This is a genomic window from Trinickia sp. HAY1-2D (assembly GCF_056754935.1).
Genome location: NZ_JBPGWX010000001.1, coordinates 112551 through 130348, shown reverse-complemented (window position 1 = coordinate 130348; position 17798 = coordinate 112551). Strand labels below are relative to the sequence as shown.

Sequence of the window (17798 nt, the reverse complement as noted above, 5' to 3'; positions counted from 1 at the left end):
CGGTACCGCGTGCAAACCTGCGCCGCATGCGCCGAATCAATGACCGCGCACTCGTTCGAGAAGCGAGGCACTCGCATACCCATCGGCGGGCAGTCCGTTCTTTGCCTGAAAGGCGCGAATGGCCGCACGCGTAGCCGGCCCCAGCATACCGTCCACCGTGCCCGCGTCGTAACCTTGCTGCCCGAGCAAAGTTTGAAGCAGCGTCAGACCGGGACGGTCAAGCGGCGGATCGTCCTTCGGCCATGTGCCGCGCACCTGCCCCTGCCCGTCGAAACGCTGAGCAAGCAGCGTCACGGCGAGCGCATAGGACGTCGAGTTGTTGTAGCCGAGAATCGCGCGGAAGCTGTCGAACACCAGAAATGCCGGGCCTTTATACCCTGCCGGCAAGAGCACCGATGCTCGCTCGTCTTCGCGTAACGACGACGGTGAACTGCCAATGGGGCGCACGCCCGCACGAGTCCAGTCGCCTACCGTCTTTTTGATGCCGAGGTCGGCCTGCGCATAATCGAAGCCGTCGCCAAGTGTGACTTCCAATGCGATGGGCTCGCCGGCTTGCCAGCCGAGCGATTGCAACAGGTTGGCCGCGGACGCCAGTGCATCTCCGCTGGACGTCCAGATATCGCGCTTGCCGTTGCCGTCAAAATCGACTGCATAGCGGTTGTAAGTCGACGGGATGAATTGCGTCTGCCCCATTGCGCCAGCCCACGAGCCCAACATCTGGCCTGGCGTCACATCGCCGTGCTGGAGAATTTTCAGCGCAGAGATCAATTCTGTTTGAGCGAAGGCACGCCGGCGTCCGTCGTACGCCAGCGTGGCGAGCGATCTGATGACTTGCAGATCTCCCATCTGCTGACCGTAGTTGCTTTCGATTCCCCAGATCGCGGTAAGAATTCGTGGCGGCGGCGCATAACGCGAAGACACTGCCGCCAGCGTCGAAATATTGGCCGCCAACGCGTCGCGCCCGCGCTGTACTCGCGGGGCCGATAGTACGTTGTCCAAATAGTCCCAGATGGGCGTGACGAACTCGGGCTGCGCCTGATCCCGTGCGATCACCGCTGGATCTGGAGCGACATCGGCGAACGCACGGTCGAATGTTTGCTCTGTAATGCCGGCCGCAATCGCATCCTTGCGAAACTGCGCCTTCCAGTTATCGAAGGCCGCCGGGTCTACGGGTGCCTGCTCGGGAGCGGATGCGGGCATGGCCGACCTGGCCGGCGCTGCGGGCGCGGCTTGTGCGAAGGCGCCGGCCGGAAGGCAGGCGAAAAGCAACGCGGCACAGAGCGGCGCGCGGCGCGGAATACGTCTTTGTCGAGGTGTGCGGATCATGTCGTTCGAATGGGCGGGCGCCGTTCGGGCGCAATCGGATCGATTCTGAGGCCCTCGTTTGGCCGCAAGGTTCCCGCAATGCTGCCAGAAATGACGTGATCGACGTACGGCGGCTCGCGTCGATGGGGCGACTCGATGCTCTTCCGGTTACGCCACCGCCCGCGCCGCGTTCCTCCCCCTCAACCATTCGAGCACGAGCAGCAGACACGTCGAGAACACGATCAGAATCGTGGCAAGCGCGGCTATCGTCGGCGTGATGTTCTCGCGGATACCGGTAAACATCTGCCGCGGCAGCGTGGTCTGATCCGCCCCGGCCAAAAACAGCGTCACCACGACTTCATCGAACGAAGTCGCAAACGCGAACAGCGCACCGGATATCACCCCAGGTGCAATCACGGGCAGCGTAATCCGAAAGAAGGTCCGCGTCGGATTGGCACCCAGCGATAGGCTCGCCCGCACGAGATTCCCGTCGAAGCCCTGCAACGTCGCCCCGACTGTCGTCACGACAAACGGCACGCCCAGCGCGGCATGCGCCATGATGAGCCCCGCATAGGTGTTCGCCAGCCCGAGCGGGGCAAAGAACAAATACATGCCGACACCGACCACGATCACCGGCACGATCATCGGCGAAATCAAAATCGCCATCAGCACGGCCTTGCCGCGAAAATTCGCCTTGGCCAAACCGAGCGCCGCGAGCGTGCCAAGAACTGTTGCGAGGAGCGTCGCCGACGGCGCGACGATAAAGCTGTTCTTGGCCGCCTGCTGCCATTCGCCCGACGTCACGAGATTGACGTACCAGCGCATCGACCAGCTCGGAATCGGATAGACCAGAAACGTGCTCGACGAAAACGAAAGCGGCACGATGGCGAGCACCGGCAACACCAGATAAAGCAATGTAAGCGCCGCCAGGCCACGTAGCCCGAAGTACCAAATGCGCTCGATAAGCGACGTATGCGGCGCAAACATCGGTTTGGCGAATCTCATGTTCAGCTCCGTCCCCGTTACCCGTCAACGGGAAACCAAATCAAAGGCTCGGCTGGGCGCGCGTAAAGCGCCCATAGATCGCATAAAGCACGAGCGTGGCTGCAAGCAACAGACCGCCCAACGCACATGCCATCCCCCAGTTGATCGTCACGTTCGTAAAGTAGGCCACGTAATAACTGACCATCTGGTCGTCGGGCCCACCCAGCAATGCAGGCGTGATGTAGTACCCGATCGACAGAATGAAGACGAGCAGCGCACCCGCTCCGATGCCGGGATAAGTCTGCGGCACATACACGCGCCAGAAGGCGGCAAACGGATGGCTGCCGAGCGAAACGGCCGCACGTTGATAAGTCGATGGAATCGCCTTCATGACGCTATAGAGCGGCAAAATCATGAAGGGCAACAGAATGTGCGTCATCGATATGTACACGCCCGCCCGATTGAACAACAGCGCGAGCGGCGCATGAGTCAATCCCACCGACTGCAACGTGCGATTGACGAGCCCTTCGCTTTGCAGCAGCACGATCCAGGCCGCCACACGCACGAGAATCGACGTCCAGAACGGAATGAGCACCAGGATCATCGCCAGATTGGCACGCCGCTCGTCGAGCGTCGAAATCCAGTACGCGAGCGGATAGCCGAGCAGCAGCGCGGCCAGCGTTACGACGGCGCTGATGACGAACGTCCGCCCGAAAACCGTCAAATAGATGCGTTGATCGGGATCGGTCGCCTCGATATGGCCAAACGCGTCTTGCCGATGGTCGAGCGAGGCAAGCAGGTAAAACGGCGAGTAACGCGACCCATTCTTCGCGATCGCACGCCAGTAGCGCGCGTCATCCCAGCGCCCATCGATCTCGATCATCCTCGCGCGAATCTGCTCGGGCGGGAGCAACTGACCGGCATCGTCCTTGAGCGGCATCGCCCGCGCAGTCTTCGCAACGAGCGAGCGGTACCCCGGGATTTCAACGTTCAGCCGCCGCGCGAGACCGCCGAGCGACTCGCCATCCTCGAGCGTAGTCAAATCGGCCGCCAGCGCGGCATAGGCCGTGTCGGGCAAAGCACTCTTGCGATCCCAATGGCGCAGTTGCGCAACCGTCTTGGGCAACGCACCCGCGACCTCGGGATTCTCGACGGCTCGCGTAAGCAGCGCTCCGATCGGGACGACAAAAATCAGCAGCAAAAACACCGCGAGCGGCGCGATCATGAGCAAAGCCACTGCCCGCTTACGAGCCTGTGCGGCCCTCAGTTCACGCTTGAGCGCAGCGCTCGCCGCCGCATTCAACTCGCCCGTGATCGTCATCGTGTTCACGCTCATCTCCCACCGTGCCTCTCGCGGTGCGTGCCACCCACTCTTGCGAGCGGGCGGCGCCGCGGTGTCGCTTCAAATCGTCTCGCCGCTTACTTCGACGCCCATGCCGCGAAACGCTGCTCGAGTTCGTCGCCGTAATCGGTCCAGAACGCCGCATCCTGCAGCACGGCGTTCTTGCCGTTGGCCGGCGAATTCGGCAGATTGGCCAGCGTTTTAGCGTCGAGCGATTTGATCGCGCCGCGGTTGGCGGGACCGTAAGTGATGTGCTGCGCGTAGACCTTCTGCGGATCGGTGGACACGGTGTAGGCGATGAACTTCTCGGCCAGCGCCTTGTTGGGCGAGCCCTTCGGAATGACCCAATAGTCGAGATCGTAAATGCTGCCGTTCCAGACGACCTTGAGATTCTTACCCTCGCTTTGCGCCGCGCTGATCCGGCCGTTGAAGGCCGAAGACATCACGACGTCGCCCGCAACGAGAAACTGCGGCGGCTGCGCACCGGCTTCCCACCACTGAATGTTCGGCTTCAGTTCGTCGAGCTTCTTGAACGCGCGATCCTGACCTGCCTTCGTGGCGAGCACCTTGTAGACGTCCTTCGGCGCGACACCGTCGGCCATCAGCGCAAACTCCAGATTGCCACGCGCACCTTTACGCAGCGCCCGTTTGCCCGGGAATTTCTTCACATCCCAGAAATCGGCCCAGCCGGTCGGCGCAGTCTTCAGCTTGTCGGCGTTATAGGCCAGCGCTGTCGACCAAACGAAAAAGCCGACACCGCAAGTGCGCGGCGATTCGGGGATCAGCTGGTCTTTTTTCGCGATCTTCGACCAGTCGAGCTTCTCGTACAGACCTTCGTCACAGCCCCGGCCCAGGTCGCCCGACTCCACTTCCACGACATCCCAATTAACGTGCTTGGCTTCCACCATCGCCTTGATCTTGGCGGTCTCGCCGTTGTATTCGACGGCCGTGACCTTGTCACCGGTCTGCTTCTCGAACGGCTGGTAGTAAGCGACCTTCTGTGCGTCGGCATTCGCGCCGCCGAAGTTGACGACGGTCAGCTCGGCGGCCTGCGTTACCGCCGCGAACGAAAGCGTCGCGGCGGCGGCAAGGGCCACCGTCACGGCGCTACGGTGCAGCGAAATCATGTTGGTCTTCATCTGGGTTCTCCTCTTCGTGGGCGGATCCGCCACTACGGCGACGGGTAATGTGCAGCGCGCGCGAAACCGTGGCTTCGCGCGGGTCAAGCAAAAACGCGCAGGTGTTCAGGAGCAAACTCGAGCGCGATCGGCGCCCCCGGCTCGAACGCATCGATCGCCTCGGTACCGAGCGGCACCTTGACGAAGCACTCGTCCTGTTGCGGCACGGCGCAGCGCATGCGCACGTGGTCGCCGAAATAGATCAGGCCGCGCACTTCGCTCGCCAGCGCATTGTGACCGTTGCGGCCGCCGCTCGTGGCACCGTTGCCCCCCTGCGCAAGCCGCAAGCGCTCGGGACGGATGCAGGCAATGGCCGGCGCGCCGGCAATCGCGTTGGCGACATTTCGGCCAACGACGTGCGTGCCGTCGCGCAAACGCAGTTGGCAGAATTCGCCGTCCACGCCGGCGATCGTGCCGTGCAGCGTATTGCTGTCGCCGATGAAGTTCGCGACGAACTCATTGCAGGGCGACTCGTAGAGCCGGTCGACCGTATCGAGCTGCTGGACGATCCCTTTGTCGAAGACGGCTACGCGGTCCGACATCGTCAGCGCTTCGCCCTGGTCGTGCGTCACGTAGACGAACGTGACGCCAAGCTTCTCGTGAAGCGCCTTCAGCTCGAGCTGCATGTGCTCGCGCAGCTGCTTGTCGAGCGCACCGAGCGGCTCGTCCATCAGCACGAGGCGCGGCTCGAATACGAGCGCGCGCGCAAGCGCAATGCGCTGCTGCTGCCCGCCCGACAGCTGGGCCGGATAGCGTTTCGCGAACGCTTCCATGCGCACCATCTTGAGCGCGTCATGGACGCGCGCCGCGCGCTCGGACGCGCCGAGCTTGCGCACGGTCAGCGGATATTCGACGTTCTGGGCAACGGTCAAATGAGGGAAAAGCGCATAGTTCTGGAACACCATGCCGATGTTGCGTTTATGCGGCGGTACGGTGTTGAGCAGTTGTCCGTCCAGCCGGATCTCGCCGCCGGTCGGAAACTCGAAGCCGGCGAGCATCATCAGGCAAGTGGTCTTGCCGGAACCGGACGGCCCGAGCAGCGTCAGGAATTCGCCCTGATAGATGTCGAGGTCGAGCCCCTTGACGACGAGCGTCTCGCCGTCGTACGTCTTGCGCACGCCGCGAAAGCTAACAATCACTTGTTCCGATTTCATCGTCTCCTCCCGAATGGCTCCATCGACAGTTGCGCACCGCGCTTCCTGTGCGATCCAATATAATCTGTTACGGTTCCACTCAACGGAGCCATTTCATTATTCCGAGAGGAACCACTTTGGACACGATCATCTTGTCCGACTGGCTCGGCGCGCGGCTCGAGCGCGGTACGACCGAACCGATGTACCGCCAGGTGCTGCGGCTGGTCCAACAGGCCATTCTCACTGGGCAACTCGCGCCCGGCACCAAGCTGCCGAGTTCGCGAACGCTGGCCGAAGACCTCGATATTGCGCGCAATACGGTGCTCCGTGTCTACGACCAACTGACCGCCGAAGGCTACGTGCTTTCCACCACGGGCAGCGGTACTTATGTTGCCGATACCCGCCCCGACGCGGCAGCCGTGCGCGTCAAACCCACGGCCCGAACGGATCAGGGCGCCGGTGCGGCAAATACGCCGAACGTGCAAACAGGCGCGGCCCCCGGCTCCGCCGCAGGGAAAACCCTGGGCAACGCCGCGGCACCCCTCCTCTCGAACCGCGGCCGGCAGCTGATCGCGCGTGCCGGCGTGGCGCCGAAGCAATGGGGCGCATTCATGCCGGGCGTGCCCGATGTCAAGGAATTTCCCGCTCGCACGTGGAGCCGCCTGCAAGCGCGGCTCTGGAAGGAGGCCAACCCCGAGCTGCTCACCTACGCGCCGGGCGGCGGCTACCGGCCGCTGCGGCGAGCGCTCTCGGATTATCTGCGCGTCGCGCGCTCCGTAAAGTGCTCTCCCGATCAGATCATCATCACGACGGGCATCCATCAGTCCATGGATCTCGCCGTGCGGCTTCTGACCGATGTCGGCGATCGCGCCTGGGTGGAGGAACCTTGTTATTGGGGCGCGCGCAGCGTGTTGCAGTCGTCCGGACTCGCGCTCACGCCTGTGCCCGTCGACGACGAAGGACTCAATCCGCGCGAACCCTCGTTGAAAGAACCGCCGCGGCTCGCCGTCGTCACGCCCTCCCATCAATATCCGCTCGGCATGGTCATGAGCCTCGCGCGGCGCCGCACGCTGCTCGAATACGCGCGTCAGCATCGAATGTGGATCGTCGAGGACGATTACGACAGCGAGTTCCGCTACGGCAGCCGGCCGATCGCGTCGTTGCAGGGGCTCGACGAAGCCGGACGGGTCATCTACGTCGGCAGCCTGGGCAAGATTCTGTACCCGGGGCTGCGAATCGGCTACATGGTGGCGCCCGAAGATCTCGTCGATACGTTTCGTACCGGCGTGGCCGAACTGTATCGGGAAGGCCAGCTCATGCACCAGGCCGTGCTCGCCGAGTTCATCATGGATGGATACCTTACGTCGCATGTGCGCCGCATGCGCACGCTGTACGGCGAGCGTCGCCAACTGCTCATCGATGCGATCGCGTCGCGCTTCGGCGACGCGCTACCCGTGATGGGCGATGAAGCCGGCCTTCACCTCGTGCTGGGGCTGCCCGATTCGGCCGACGATCGCGCGGTGACCACCGCGGCGTTCGAAGCCGGCGTGATCGTGCGACCGCTCTCGGCCTACTACAGCGCCGAACACGCTGCGCGGCGCGGCCTGCTGCTCGGCTACGCCTGCGTACCGAACGATAAAATGGCGCCGGCTTTCGATACGCTGGCACGCGCGATCGAAAGCCAGCTCGGCAAGCGCCGCACCGAGCGGGTCGCATGAGTTCGCGCTCGCCTGCACCGCGCTCTTGTCGCGTAGCCCCCGCACACGTCGACGAATCCGCTACCGCGCAGCCCCCGCATCGAGCGCTGCCGCACGCACGCGCTCGCCCGCACTCGGAAACATCCGCTCGCGCAGTTGTGTCACCCGCCCCTCGTAGGCCTCGGCCGAGAGCCCCATGGCATCGATCTGCGCCCGCTGCGCCGAGTAATCGGCATATCGCGCACGCCATTCGTCGTCATGCCTGCGCATTTGCACGATCCGCTCGGCCGCCTGAGCACCCAACGCCTGAGTGGCTTGCGCGCGCAATTCGTCGACCGAGCCCTGCTGCCGGGCCAATTCGGCGATCGTATCCACGCTCGCTTGCGCTTTAGCCTCGCGCTCGAGCGACGCGCGCTCTTCGGCCGGTAACGATTGCCTCCATGCGTCGAGTCGTGCGGCCCTTTGCTCGTCCGTCAACGTCGGATCGCTGGCGATTCGCAAGCGCGCGAGCGAATAAGCCGTTGTTCGCCACTGCTCGCCAAAGAAGGCTTCGCTCCACGCAGCCCCCATCGTGCGGCTCGCGCGCGATGCCCGCGCATCGAACGCCGCTTGCAATGCGTCCGCATTTGCGCTGGCGCCGCGCTCGATAGCAGGGACCTGCAGCGGCGCAAGATCGGCCAGCCCGGAGAGGTAGCTACGGTAGCGCTGCCAGAGATCGAGCGCTTCCGATTGGGCAATGCTGCCCTCGAGCTGCGCCGCAATCGCTCGCCTGACCATGGCATCGAGCGCTTCGGGCGTCACTTCGTGACGAGCCGTCAGGAAATAGTCGAAGAAGTCTCGCGCGGCGCGCGTGACGGCCAAATGTCCCCGGACATCGAGCGGCAAGCGCGGCGCCATCGATCCGGACAGCGACCGCGGTTCGCCCCCGCCCGATGTTGCCGCGCTTGGCCCGGCTGACCGCGAAATTGCCTCGCGCTCGCCGGCGCTCGAGTGCCGCGACAGCGTAGAACGTCCGACAGGCTTCGTTGCGTGATTGGCGAGACTGTCGGCCATGGAGATATCCACGCACCAAACCACGAACGCAAACGCCGCAAGGCCGCTCAGTGTTGCTGCAACGGCTCGAAAAGCACTGCACGACAGGAACGAGCGCAAGCGTGAGCCTGCGCTGCTGCGCGAACCGCCGGCCACGCGCTACAGTCCCTGCAGCTTCAACCGGTTCGCATGCGTGCGAATCACGGCGACCGGGTCTTCCGCGTTGCTCCCCATCAGACCGAACAGTTGATTGATTTCGTCGAGGTGGTTCCAGTGATAGTGAGTGCCGAGCACGTTGCCATAGAGCGCACTGCACAGCGACACGAGTCCGTCGTTGGGCACCGCGTGGCGGTTGGCCATGATCGTGCCGGTGCCCAAGAGCGCCAGCGTGCCCGGATCCGCGAACAGAGCGGGATCGAGCGCACCGGACACGCTCGTGTCTTTCGCGCCGCGCACCCCGAAGAGAGACCCCTTCGGCTCGATGGCCGTGCCTGCCCACGAATAGAGGTAATGCGTGTAGCCGCCCACCGTCTCGGTGGCCGCGCCCGTCGTGCAACTGCCGGGGGTGCCCAGGCCCCCGGTCGGCACAGCCGCATTGAAGGAGGCGACGCCAGCACTCGTCAGCTCATGCAACGCCGCGAGTGCATTTTGGTTCGTATTGCGATTGCTGCTCAGCAATACACCGAGGACGTTGGCGAGCTGCGCGATGGCCGGTTGCGCGAGCCCCGTCGGGTCCTTGCGCATCGCATCTTGCACGAAGTCGGCGAACTCCGAGCCGTGATGCGGCGTGCCGATCGTCGTCACCGAGGCAACGAGCTCCGGCGCCACGGCCGCCACGTAGCGCGCACTGAGGCCACCCTGGCTATGCCCGAGCAAGTTGACCTTTTGCGCGCCCGTCGCCACGAGCACCTCTTTGACGAAGCCGAGCAACTGCTCGCCGCGCCCATTGGGACCGAGGTCACTCTGGAAACCCGAAAGATTCGCCACATAAACCGCCGCGCCATGCGATTGCAGATCGCGCGGAATGCCGTACCAATAGTCGAGCACATTCGCGTACCGGTCCGTCCCGGTGAGACCGTGCACGAGCACGATGGGGTAGCGCGTTGCCGCATAGGAATCGGCCGCGCCAGCGGTGGCAACGGTGGCCGCCGTTGACACAGCCGCCGAGATCGTCTGGGACGCTCGCGCCGCGCCCACACCGGCCGGCCAGGTCGCAACGATCGACGCAAGCACTATGGCGCCGGAAAACACCGCTCTTTTGATCGGTCCTGTCATGTCGCCCCCTCCGATTCGTCCATCGGAAATGATCTGATTTGGGTCAGGCAGCGCGCGGAGCCTGCCGCCCGCCAGCGACATGAAGTGAAGCAATAAACGCGAAGAGGTGTAAGCGAAAAAAACGGATTTAGACAAGATTCACTAATCGAGAAGGGGTGCAACCAAGGCATGCGATCCGCTCCGGTGCATCCTTTGCCGAAACGGGAGGCGAAAAAATGTACCCCTGAATTGCATCGCAATGCACGCCGACCAAAAAATTCAGCTGATCGGCCGTTTCCACCCCTTCCGCGACGACTTCGAAATGCAGGCTGTGCGCGAGCGCCAGGATTGCCTTGATGATTGCTTCGTCCTCTCGGCTCTTGCCGATGCCGTGCACGAAAGACATGTCGATCTTGAGTCGGTCCGCATGAAAGCTGCGCAAATACGACAGGCTCGAATAGCCGGAGCCGAAGTCGTCGATCGCTATCGCTACGCCGATCTCGCTCAGCGCCCGCAATGTCGGCAGCGCGCCTTGCGCAACCAATGCGCGCTCGGTGATTTCGATCTCCAGGCGCTCCGGCGAAAGCCGCGCCTTGTCCAGCGCCTGACGCACCGTATGGTGAAAGTCCCGCCGTGCGAGCTGGCGCGGCGAAACGTTGATCGACATGCGCACCCCAGGCAGCACGTTTTCCCAAAGCTTGGCCTGAGCACAGGCCGCATCGAGGACCCACTCGTCGATCGATGCAATGAGACCGAGTTCTTCCGCGAGCGGAATGAACGATGCGGGGCTGACCGCGCCAAGCTCCTCGTCGTTCCACCGGATCAGCGCCTCGACGCCCGTCACGGTCATCGAACCGGTGTCGATCTGCGGTTGGTAGACGAGCTCGAACGCATCGGCCGCCAAGGCCTCGCGCAGTCGGCGCGACAGCAGGATCCGGCGCTTGGCCTCGTGCGCGAGCTCTGCCCTGAAGTGCTGAATGCTGTTGCGGCCGAGCGCCTTCGCGCGATACATCGCGAGATCCGCGTTCCGAAGCAGGGATTCCGCATCGGCGCCATCCGTCGGATAGCAGGTCACACCGATGCTAGATTGCACGTGCAATTGGACGTCGTCTATGGCGATCGGTGCGTCGAATGCCCGCTTCACACGTTCGAGTGCCGCTTGGAGCGCATCGTCGCGCTTCGTGCAATCGATCAGGACAACGAACTCATCGCCGCCATACCGCGCGACGGCATCGTCGACGCCGATCGCACTCGCCAGCCGGATTGCGGCTTCGCGCAGCAGCGCATCGCCCGCACCGTGACCCAGGCTGTCGTTGACGTCCTTGAAGTGATCGATATCGATGAACAGCAACGCAAACGCGCCGCTTTGCGCAATGGCCTGATCCAGCAGCTCGGCGAGCATGACACGGTTCGGAAGCGCGGTCAGCGCATCGAATCGCGCCTGTTTTAGCAGCAGGTCGCGCGATTCGATGAGCTCGCTGACATCGTTGATGACCGCGATGTGATGCGTATGGGGTTCATCTTCGGGATGAACCGTCGAAACATGCAGCTGGTTCCAATACGTCTTGCCATCTTCCCGGCGGTTGCGCAAAAGGGTCGAGAGATCCGCCTTTTGCACGAGGCTGCGACCGATCGCCGCGACGACCGCGTGATGACCGAATCGGCTGTCGACGGTGCTCAGGTCGCATCCAACGATATGCTCTCGCGCGAATCCCGTGATCTTCTCGAACGCAGGGTTCGCGTATTCGATGACGTTGCCCGCATCGGTCGGCCGCATGATCAACACACCGTTGCCGATGGCATCGAGCGCCTTGCTGCGCAGACGCAACGCGAGCTCGGCGTGCTTTCGCCTCGTCACGTTGATTGCCGTCACGAAACAGGCGTCATGCCCGGCATAGTCCAGAAAATGATAGGACAGCTCGACGAAGATACGCGCTCCGCTCTTGTCGAGCTGCCGGCACAGTCCCGCCGATCCGCTCAGCACCTCGGCCTGCCGAAACCGGCGCAAATCGTCGCGAAACGCCGGCAGGTCCTCGGGCGCGTAAAGCGATGTCATCGTGCAGGCGCAAAGCTCCTCTTTCGAGCGACCGTATTGCAGCGCCGCCGCATCGTTCGCGGCGAGTATGGCGTGAGTCCCCACATCGAAGATCAACATCGGCAAGGGATGGTGATCGAAATACTCGCGAAAGCGCCGCTGGCTTTCCTGCGCCACGACATGCACGCGTTGCCGGGCCAATTGGACTCGATGCCGTGCCGCGAACGCATAAAGCAGCAGGCCGAATGCGATCGCCGCGGTGGAAGCCAGCACGGTCCGTTCGATGAACAGCCGGTTGGCCGTCCTGTCGGAGTCGATACGCAGAATCTCGACCTGCACCGCACGCAGAACCGCGAGCCGACTCACGATACCGGTCAGATTGCGGTTGGTCGACAGCAGCCGGTCGCTATCGATGGTGGCCCGTTGCTGGCTCGCGCTCGCATGAACGGCCGTATCGGCAAGCTGCGATGCCCAGCGCGCCGTATCCTGCCGAAGCGCGGCGACGAGACGGACACTGGCGGGATCGTTCGCCAGTAGCTCTTCGAGACGCTCGAAGCAACGCGCGGCCTCTCCCACGCGTTCGATCGGCCAACCATAGTCGGTCGCCTGCGCACTGCCCAGGCCCAGCAGAAATTCCGCATTGGCCTGCAGCAGCAGCGATTGCAGCGCTTCGACGCTGGTACGGACATGCATTGCTCGCGTGCGCACGTCGTGCGCCTGCTTGTGCGACGCGAGCGTGTATGCGGCACCGCACGCAAACGTCCCCACGCTCAAGAGGAGGAGTGCCATGGGACGAAACGCACGGGAGCCCGTTTCGATACGGCGAAGCCACTCGCCGGCGGAGCGCGCAATGCCGATTAACCTGTGAACTGCCATCTTGGCCCGACAAGAGATCGCGACACGCATGCCGTCTTTCAACCTGGATTCAATTTGTTGCGCTGCAACGCGCGCATGCCTGCGCGCGTGGTCGCTATGCGCGCTCTTAGGAGAATATCGGCGCAGGCCGTTCCGACTTTAGTGACAGAGCATCGATTTGGGGCCGCATTGTCGACGGGCAGACGCTCGCCACGGGGTTCGCAGGTCGTTTGTCGTTTTCGTTTCTTGTTCATCCGACGACTATCGATACCGCTGCGCACGATCTGGCGCGAAGACCTGCGTCGTGCGCCGAAGCACGGCACGCCACGAGCGTCGTGGCTGTGCACAATAATCGCCAACCTATTCCCCGTCCCAGTGACGACGCGAAACGTGCAGTACACGCGTGTCACTTCGTTTCTTCGAAGAGAGCCCTGCCGTGTTGAAGCGCACTTCCCGAACACATGCCACCGAGCACGAGCACGCGTCCCGCCCTTCGGAAGGTCGATCCTCGGCTCAGCACGACGGACCGCTCCGACGATCGGATGCGCCAATGCGGCTGGCCGGCTTGCCCGGTGACAAACGCGCGCGTCGCAATGCAAGTGCGCAAGCGGCCAGGCCTTGCGGCGACGACGCGCATACACAGTCCAAGCCCACCGACGTCAATGCAGTCGGCGGCAGTGTGTCGTCCGACGCGGACGAAACCGTGCGAGCCAACGAGATCCATCCGGCGATGCGGGCGCTGCTCGATCGCCATGCGCCAGGCTGGAACTTCGACAGCGCGCTGATCGTGCTTGCTCACCCCGACGACGAAACGATGATGGTCAAAACGATCAGCACGTTGTTTGCAATGGGCGTGAAGGTCAATATCGTCTACCTCACGCAATCGAACGGCGGCACGGCATTCACGAGCGAAACGGACATTCAGCGGCCGAAGTTCGCCGCAACGGGAAAGGAGGCGCTCTACTCGGAGCAATACGGCGCGACGCGCATCGCTCAATCGTTCGGCTTTCTCGCCGATTTGTGCCCCGATCCAGCTCTTTTGAAAATCCATGTGCTCAGCTATCCGGACCGCAGTCCGTACAACTCGCCCGCAGAACGCAGCGTTCGATACAGTCATATCGCCGATTGGAACCGCGAGCGTATCGTCGAATTCATCGCGCGAATCATCGCTGAAGAGAAGCCGGCCGTAGCCTTCAGTCTGCGCTCGGAGGCCGCCGTGCATCCCGGTCATTCGGAAAGTGCGCGAATGCTCGACGAAGCCATCGAAAAGGCGAAGGAATCGGGCCGCGACGATATCCGCGAGCCCATGCGGATATCGGCCATCGAAGCAGGATGGTACGAGCAGCGACATTTGCGCGAAACACCCGCCGCACTCGAAATACTGAGCCGATGCACGGACGAAGAACGACTTGCGATCCGCGCGCTGCTCGCGAAATGGTTCGGACAACGGCCGGCCCACATGCCGCCCAACGATTTCGAACAACCGCCCGGCAACAAACCGCAGTGGAACGCCGAGGTGCCGTTCGAAGCGTTCGAAGCGGCACCCGGGACCGACCCACGTGTCATCGATTTTTTCCGGGCGTTGCTCAACGAACAGCTACCCGTTCCGCTAGTCGAGCTCCTTGCGGCCAAGCTCGAGGACGAACATGATGGGCAAAGCGTAAGCGCAAGCACAGGCGCCGAGACCGACGGTATCGACAACGTCACCGTCCTCGCACCGGAGATTCCCGAGCATGACGATCCGAGCCACGAACGCGCCGAAGGCGTCGAGTTGCTGCCTGCCGCCACGTTCACGTCGCACCTCGGCCCGCAATCGGATAGTGCGATGCGCGCGCTGCCCGAGCAAGTGCGACTGGCGCGCGCCGGTGTCGGCACTCTGCCGCACGAGATGACGGAAAAGCAGCGCGAAGGCCTCGCCGCGTTTCAAGCGCCGCCCCCCTATGTCTCGGACCATATCTCGCTCGGCACGCGTATTCGCGCGCTGACGCCCGAGGAGCGGCGCGAAGGTCATCGATTCATCGCCGGGCCGCGACGGGATTCGGCCCACTATGTCCTTTCGACGAAACAGATGCCCGTCGATGTGCTCGGCAGCGACGGCAGCGCCTTGACGCTCGATGTGCATACGCGTCCGTTCGCGAGCCTCGACAGTGCACGCGAGCACGCCATTCGCATACTCAAATCCAACCCGGACGCCGACGTGGCGATCTATCGCATCGAAGGGCCCCCGCGCGAGCTGCAGACCAGCCTCAGAAAGCGGCGCATCGAGACGGAACTCGTCGCGCGAGCCGCGATGGTGCTCGACGATGGCGGCACGTTGTACCAGATCACCGTTGCGAATACGCTCGCGAAATATCGCATGGCGCCGGGCGAGCCCTATGGCGCACCGCCGGTGACCGGCATGCCCCAGCGCAAGATTCGTCGAGCGGGCGCGCTTGCACTCGGCAAGATCGCCGCGACGGCTACCGGCGCCTACGTGGGCATGCGGTACGGCCTGCACATGCCCGCCGACACCACGATGGAAACGATGCTCGAAACGGGGCGCGCGATGTTCGGAGCACGCGCCGGCATCAATGCGGCCAAGCGCATCGTCCAGATCCGCGTCATGCAGCGTCTCGACGAACTCGCTTCCGATCGCGAGCGCGTGCTGACACGCGCCGCGGGTGCTGGCGCCGAGGTCGAGGGCGTCTCCTCGTCACTGGAACCTGCGGACATGCCCGCGCTGGATCTGCTGGAAAGGCGGACGACGGGGGTGCGTGGCCTCGTGCGCGGATATCGACGTCACGATCGCGACGAGCTTGCGATGTTCGCTGAAATATTGCGGACCACGCCGGACGACGTCGATGCCTTCCGTCGGCTCGATACGCTCGCCAACGAAGGGCTTTTCGCGTCCGAAAGCCCCGTCGAGCGCGCGCGCCGCGTCTTCTGGGGCGCAAGCTATGCGCCGAGCGATATCGCCGCAGCCGGCATCTGGCTCGCACCGCAAGTCATGCTGACGGGCTTCGATTCGATCGAAGGGACGGCGACCTGGCTCGCCAACCTGGCTACGCTGATGTTCGTTCCCGTGCATCTGAGCGGCAACGGGGGGCAACGGCTCGCCCGCTCGCTCGAAGTGATCGGTAACAAGCACAATTTCGATCCGACCGTGCCGGCGGCCGGCGACAAGCTGCGTCGATTCCTGCCGGGCAACGACGAGCGTCCGCTGTGGGTACGAAAAGCGCTCGGCGAGCTCCTCGTTTACAGCAGAAAACGGCCCGATGGGGGCCGGCTCTACAAGCCGCCGTTCTTTCAAAGGCTGCCCGAATTCCAGATGCTGGGCGCAACGATCGCGTCGGTGCCATTCGCAGCGGCCAATGCATTGGGTGCCGCGCATTCGATCATGACGGGCGACATTGCATCCGCCTCCGTACAAATGGGTATGGTTGCGGCCGATGGTGTGTTCCTGCGCGGATTCCAGCTCGCGCATCAACACGCCCATGGCGCGAATCATGGTCGCGGCCCGATCGTCCGGCGGGGGCCGATTGCTGCGATCAAACCGCCGGTGCGCGGCGCGGAAGCATCGCCCGTCGATATCACACAGCCGCATCTCGTCGCCGACGGCGGGCTGTTGCGCAGAATCGATCCCGAGATCGTAATCGGCGCCGGCATGATTACCCAGGTGGGGCTCGGACTCTTGCTGATGAGTTGAGCGCGATGCATTGCGCGCCGCGCGCGGCGCGCCGTCACGTCACTTCACTGTCCGGTATCGCGCCGTCTGTGCTCGATGCCCATGAAGAGATTGCCCAGTGCGTCATACCCCGAATGTTCGATGACATCGACGCCCGGCGGAAGGAGATGCCGGCCGTAGCCCGGCCTGAAGGCGGCGCCTACCCCGCCCAATTCCACCGCCGCGGCCAACATCGGAATGTCGTTTTCGCCATCGCCCATCGCGGCTGAATGCGCGTCGTCAGGCAGGTCGGCGTGGTATTGGCGGAACAGTCGCTCCTTCACGTTGCCATCCAGGAACTCACCGTCCATCTTGCCGGTCAGCAACTCCGACATGACGCGCGACGCCTCGCTCGATAATGACGAGGCAGCATCATCGAATCTCCCGTCGTCGATGGACGTTTGCGCTTCGGCAAGCGTCGTCAAGAGCCGGTTGGCATGCGCGTGCACGTGCAGGTGCTTTGCACCCAGCTCATCTCGCAGCTTTTCCACGAACTGGGTGAAACCGGACGATATGAGCAGCACGCGAGCCTGCGGCGAAAGCATACCGATGAACTCGCGCGCGCCGGGCATGAGACGACGAGCCATCATGTCGCCCACCTCGTGAAAATCTTCCATGCCGATGCCCGCGAGGGTTGCCACGCGGCCACGCATCGATTCGACGATATCTTCGCGCCAGGCCAGGGCATCGGCCTCGGGGTCGCCCTTGAGTTCAACCAGTTTCGCGTGGAAATCACCGTCGATCAACGTTTTGTCCACATCCGTTGCGAAGAGCGCCAGCTTGTCGATATGACGATCGTCCGGTACCGGTGAAATGTCGAGCAAGGCCTCGCTCGCCAGTTCCTCGGCACGCGCATAGTCGGCCGCATCGTACGATACGTCATGCAGACGGAAAGCATCGCCGTGCAGCGCGCCCGGTGGCAAGCGAACCGTCGCCGCACCGGGACGCAGGCAAGCCTGCAGGCGTTCGAGCGTATCGCGCGGTGCACTGGGGCCTTGCACGACCACATGCAAAGGCGATCGTGTCGATACCCTGAACGAAGCCACGCTCGGCGGGCGCCCCGACGTGTCGTCAGTCAGCGGCGTGCGGCCGATCTGCTCGAACCGCGGGTCCGTCGTTCCGCGGCGTGTGGGCGAGACGCTGCCAGGTGGCGCAGTCATCGTGCCGGACACTGCTGCATCGGTAACAGCCAGCGTGCGCCCGTCGTGGGCTCCAAGTTTCAATGACACTTGATTCCTCCGTTTTCGATGTCGCGACATTTGACGCGAAATCCGATCCTC

The 17798-nt window shown here is 63.4% G+C and carries 11 protein-coding genes; 2 read left to right on the top strand and 9 right to left on the bottom strand.

Features of this window, described 5'->3' with window-relative positions; all coding sequences use genetic code 11:
* Positions 1 to 36 precede the first annotated feature (36 nt).
* The 5 genes from ACR9ZC_RS00580 to ACR9ZC_RS00560 all read right to left on the bottom strand — a co-directional run bounded on the left by ACR9ZC_RS00580 (position 37) and on the right by ACR9ZC_RS00560 (position 5963).
* Positions 37 to 1200: a lytic murein transglycosylase gene (locus ACR9ZC_RS00580; protein ID WP_481578689.1), complete on the bottom strand. Its 1164-nt coding sequence runs from the start codon at positions 1198 to 1200 to the stop codon at positions 37 to 39.
* Between the two features lie 273 nt (positions 1201 to 1473).
* Entirely contained in the window at positions 1474 to 2310 is an 837-nt protein-coding gene (locus tag ACR9ZC_RS00575; RefSeq protein WP_331568608.1) for an ABC transporter permease, read from the bottom strand.
* Positions 2311 to 2350: 40 nt separating this feature from the next.
* The gene (locus ACR9ZC_RS00570) at positions 2351 to 3619 is read right to left on the bottom strand and encodes an ABC transporter permease (RefSeq protein ID WP_481578688.1); all 1269 of its coding nucleotides are present in this window, start codon (positions 3617 to 3619) and stop codon (positions 2351 to 2353) included.
* Between the two features lie 89 nt (positions 3620 to 3708).
* Complete coding sequence (locus ACR9ZC_RS00565) at positions 3709 to 4770, bottom strand: ABC transporter substrate-binding protein (protein ID WP_414720210.1); 1062 nt, start codon at positions 4768 to 4770, stop codon at positions 3709 to 3711.
* Positions 4771 to 4853: 83 nt separating this feature from the next.
* On the bottom strand, positions 4854 to 5963 hold the full coding sequence (locus tag ACR9ZC_RS00560; RefSeq protein WP_331568606.1) for an ABC transporter ATP-binding protein: 1110 nt from the start codon (positions 5961 to 5963) through the stop codon (positions 4854 to 4856).
* A 116-nt stretch (positions 5964 to 6079) separates the two neighbouring features.
* Between ACR9ZC_RS00560 and pdxR the strand changes: the two genes are divergently transcribed.
* Positions 6080 to 7660, top strand: coding sequence for a MocR-like pyridoxine biosynthesis transcription factor PdxR (gene pdxR, locus ACR9ZC_RS00555; RefSeq protein ID WP_481578687.1), 1581 nt, complete (start codon positions 6080 to 6082; stop codon positions 7658 to 7660).
* Positions 7661 to 7720: 60 nt separating this feature from the next.
* Here the strand turns inward: pdxR and ACR9ZC_RS00550 are convergent, their stop codons facing one another.
* The 3 genes from ACR9ZC_RS00550 to ACR9ZC_RS00540 form a co-directional block, all read right to left on the bottom strand.
* Positions 7721 to 8692 (bottom strand): lipase secretion chaperone, encoded by a 972-nt coding sequence (locus tag ACR9ZC_RS00550; RefSeq protein WP_481578686.1) that lies wholly within the window; start codon positions 8690 to 8692, stop codon positions 7721 to 7723.
* A 138-nt stretch (positions 8693 to 8830) separates the two neighbouring features.
* Complete coding sequence (locus tag ACR9ZC_RS00545; RefSeq protein ID WP_481578685.1) at positions 8831 to 9946, bottom strand: esterase/lipase family protein; 1116 nt, start codon at positions 9944 to 9946, stop codon at positions 8831 to 8833.
* A gap of 127 nt (positions 9947 to 10073) precedes the next feature.
* Positions 10074 to 12749, bottom strand: a complete 2676-nt coding sequence (locus ACR9ZC_RS00540; RefSeq protein ID WP_481578684.1) for a putative bifunctional diguanylate cyclase/phosphodiesterase — start codon at positions 12747 to 12749, stop codon at positions 10074 to 10076.
* 616 nt (positions 12750 to 13365) lie between these two features.
* On the opposite strand from ACR9ZC_RS00540, the gene ACR9ZC_RS00535 reads away from it, so the two are divergent.
* Positions 13366 to 16500 carry a PIG-L family deacetylase gene (locus tag ACR9ZC_RS00535; protein WP_481578683.1) on the top strand — a complete coding sequence of 1045 codons (3135 nt, stop codon included), beginning with the start codon at positions 13366 to 13368 and terminating at the stop codon, positions 16498 to 16500.
* Positions 16501 to 16544: 44 nt separating this feature from the next.
* On the opposite strand, the gene ACR9ZC_RS00530 is transcribed toward ACR9ZC_RS00535, so the two are convergent.
* Positions 16545 to 17747: an HAD family hydrolase gene (locus ACR9ZC_RS00530; protein ID WP_481578682.1), complete on the bottom strand. Its 1203-nt coding sequence runs from the start codon at positions 17745 to 17747 to the stop codon at positions 16545 to 16547.
* Between the last annotated feature and the right edge of the window lie 51 nt (positions 17748 to 17798).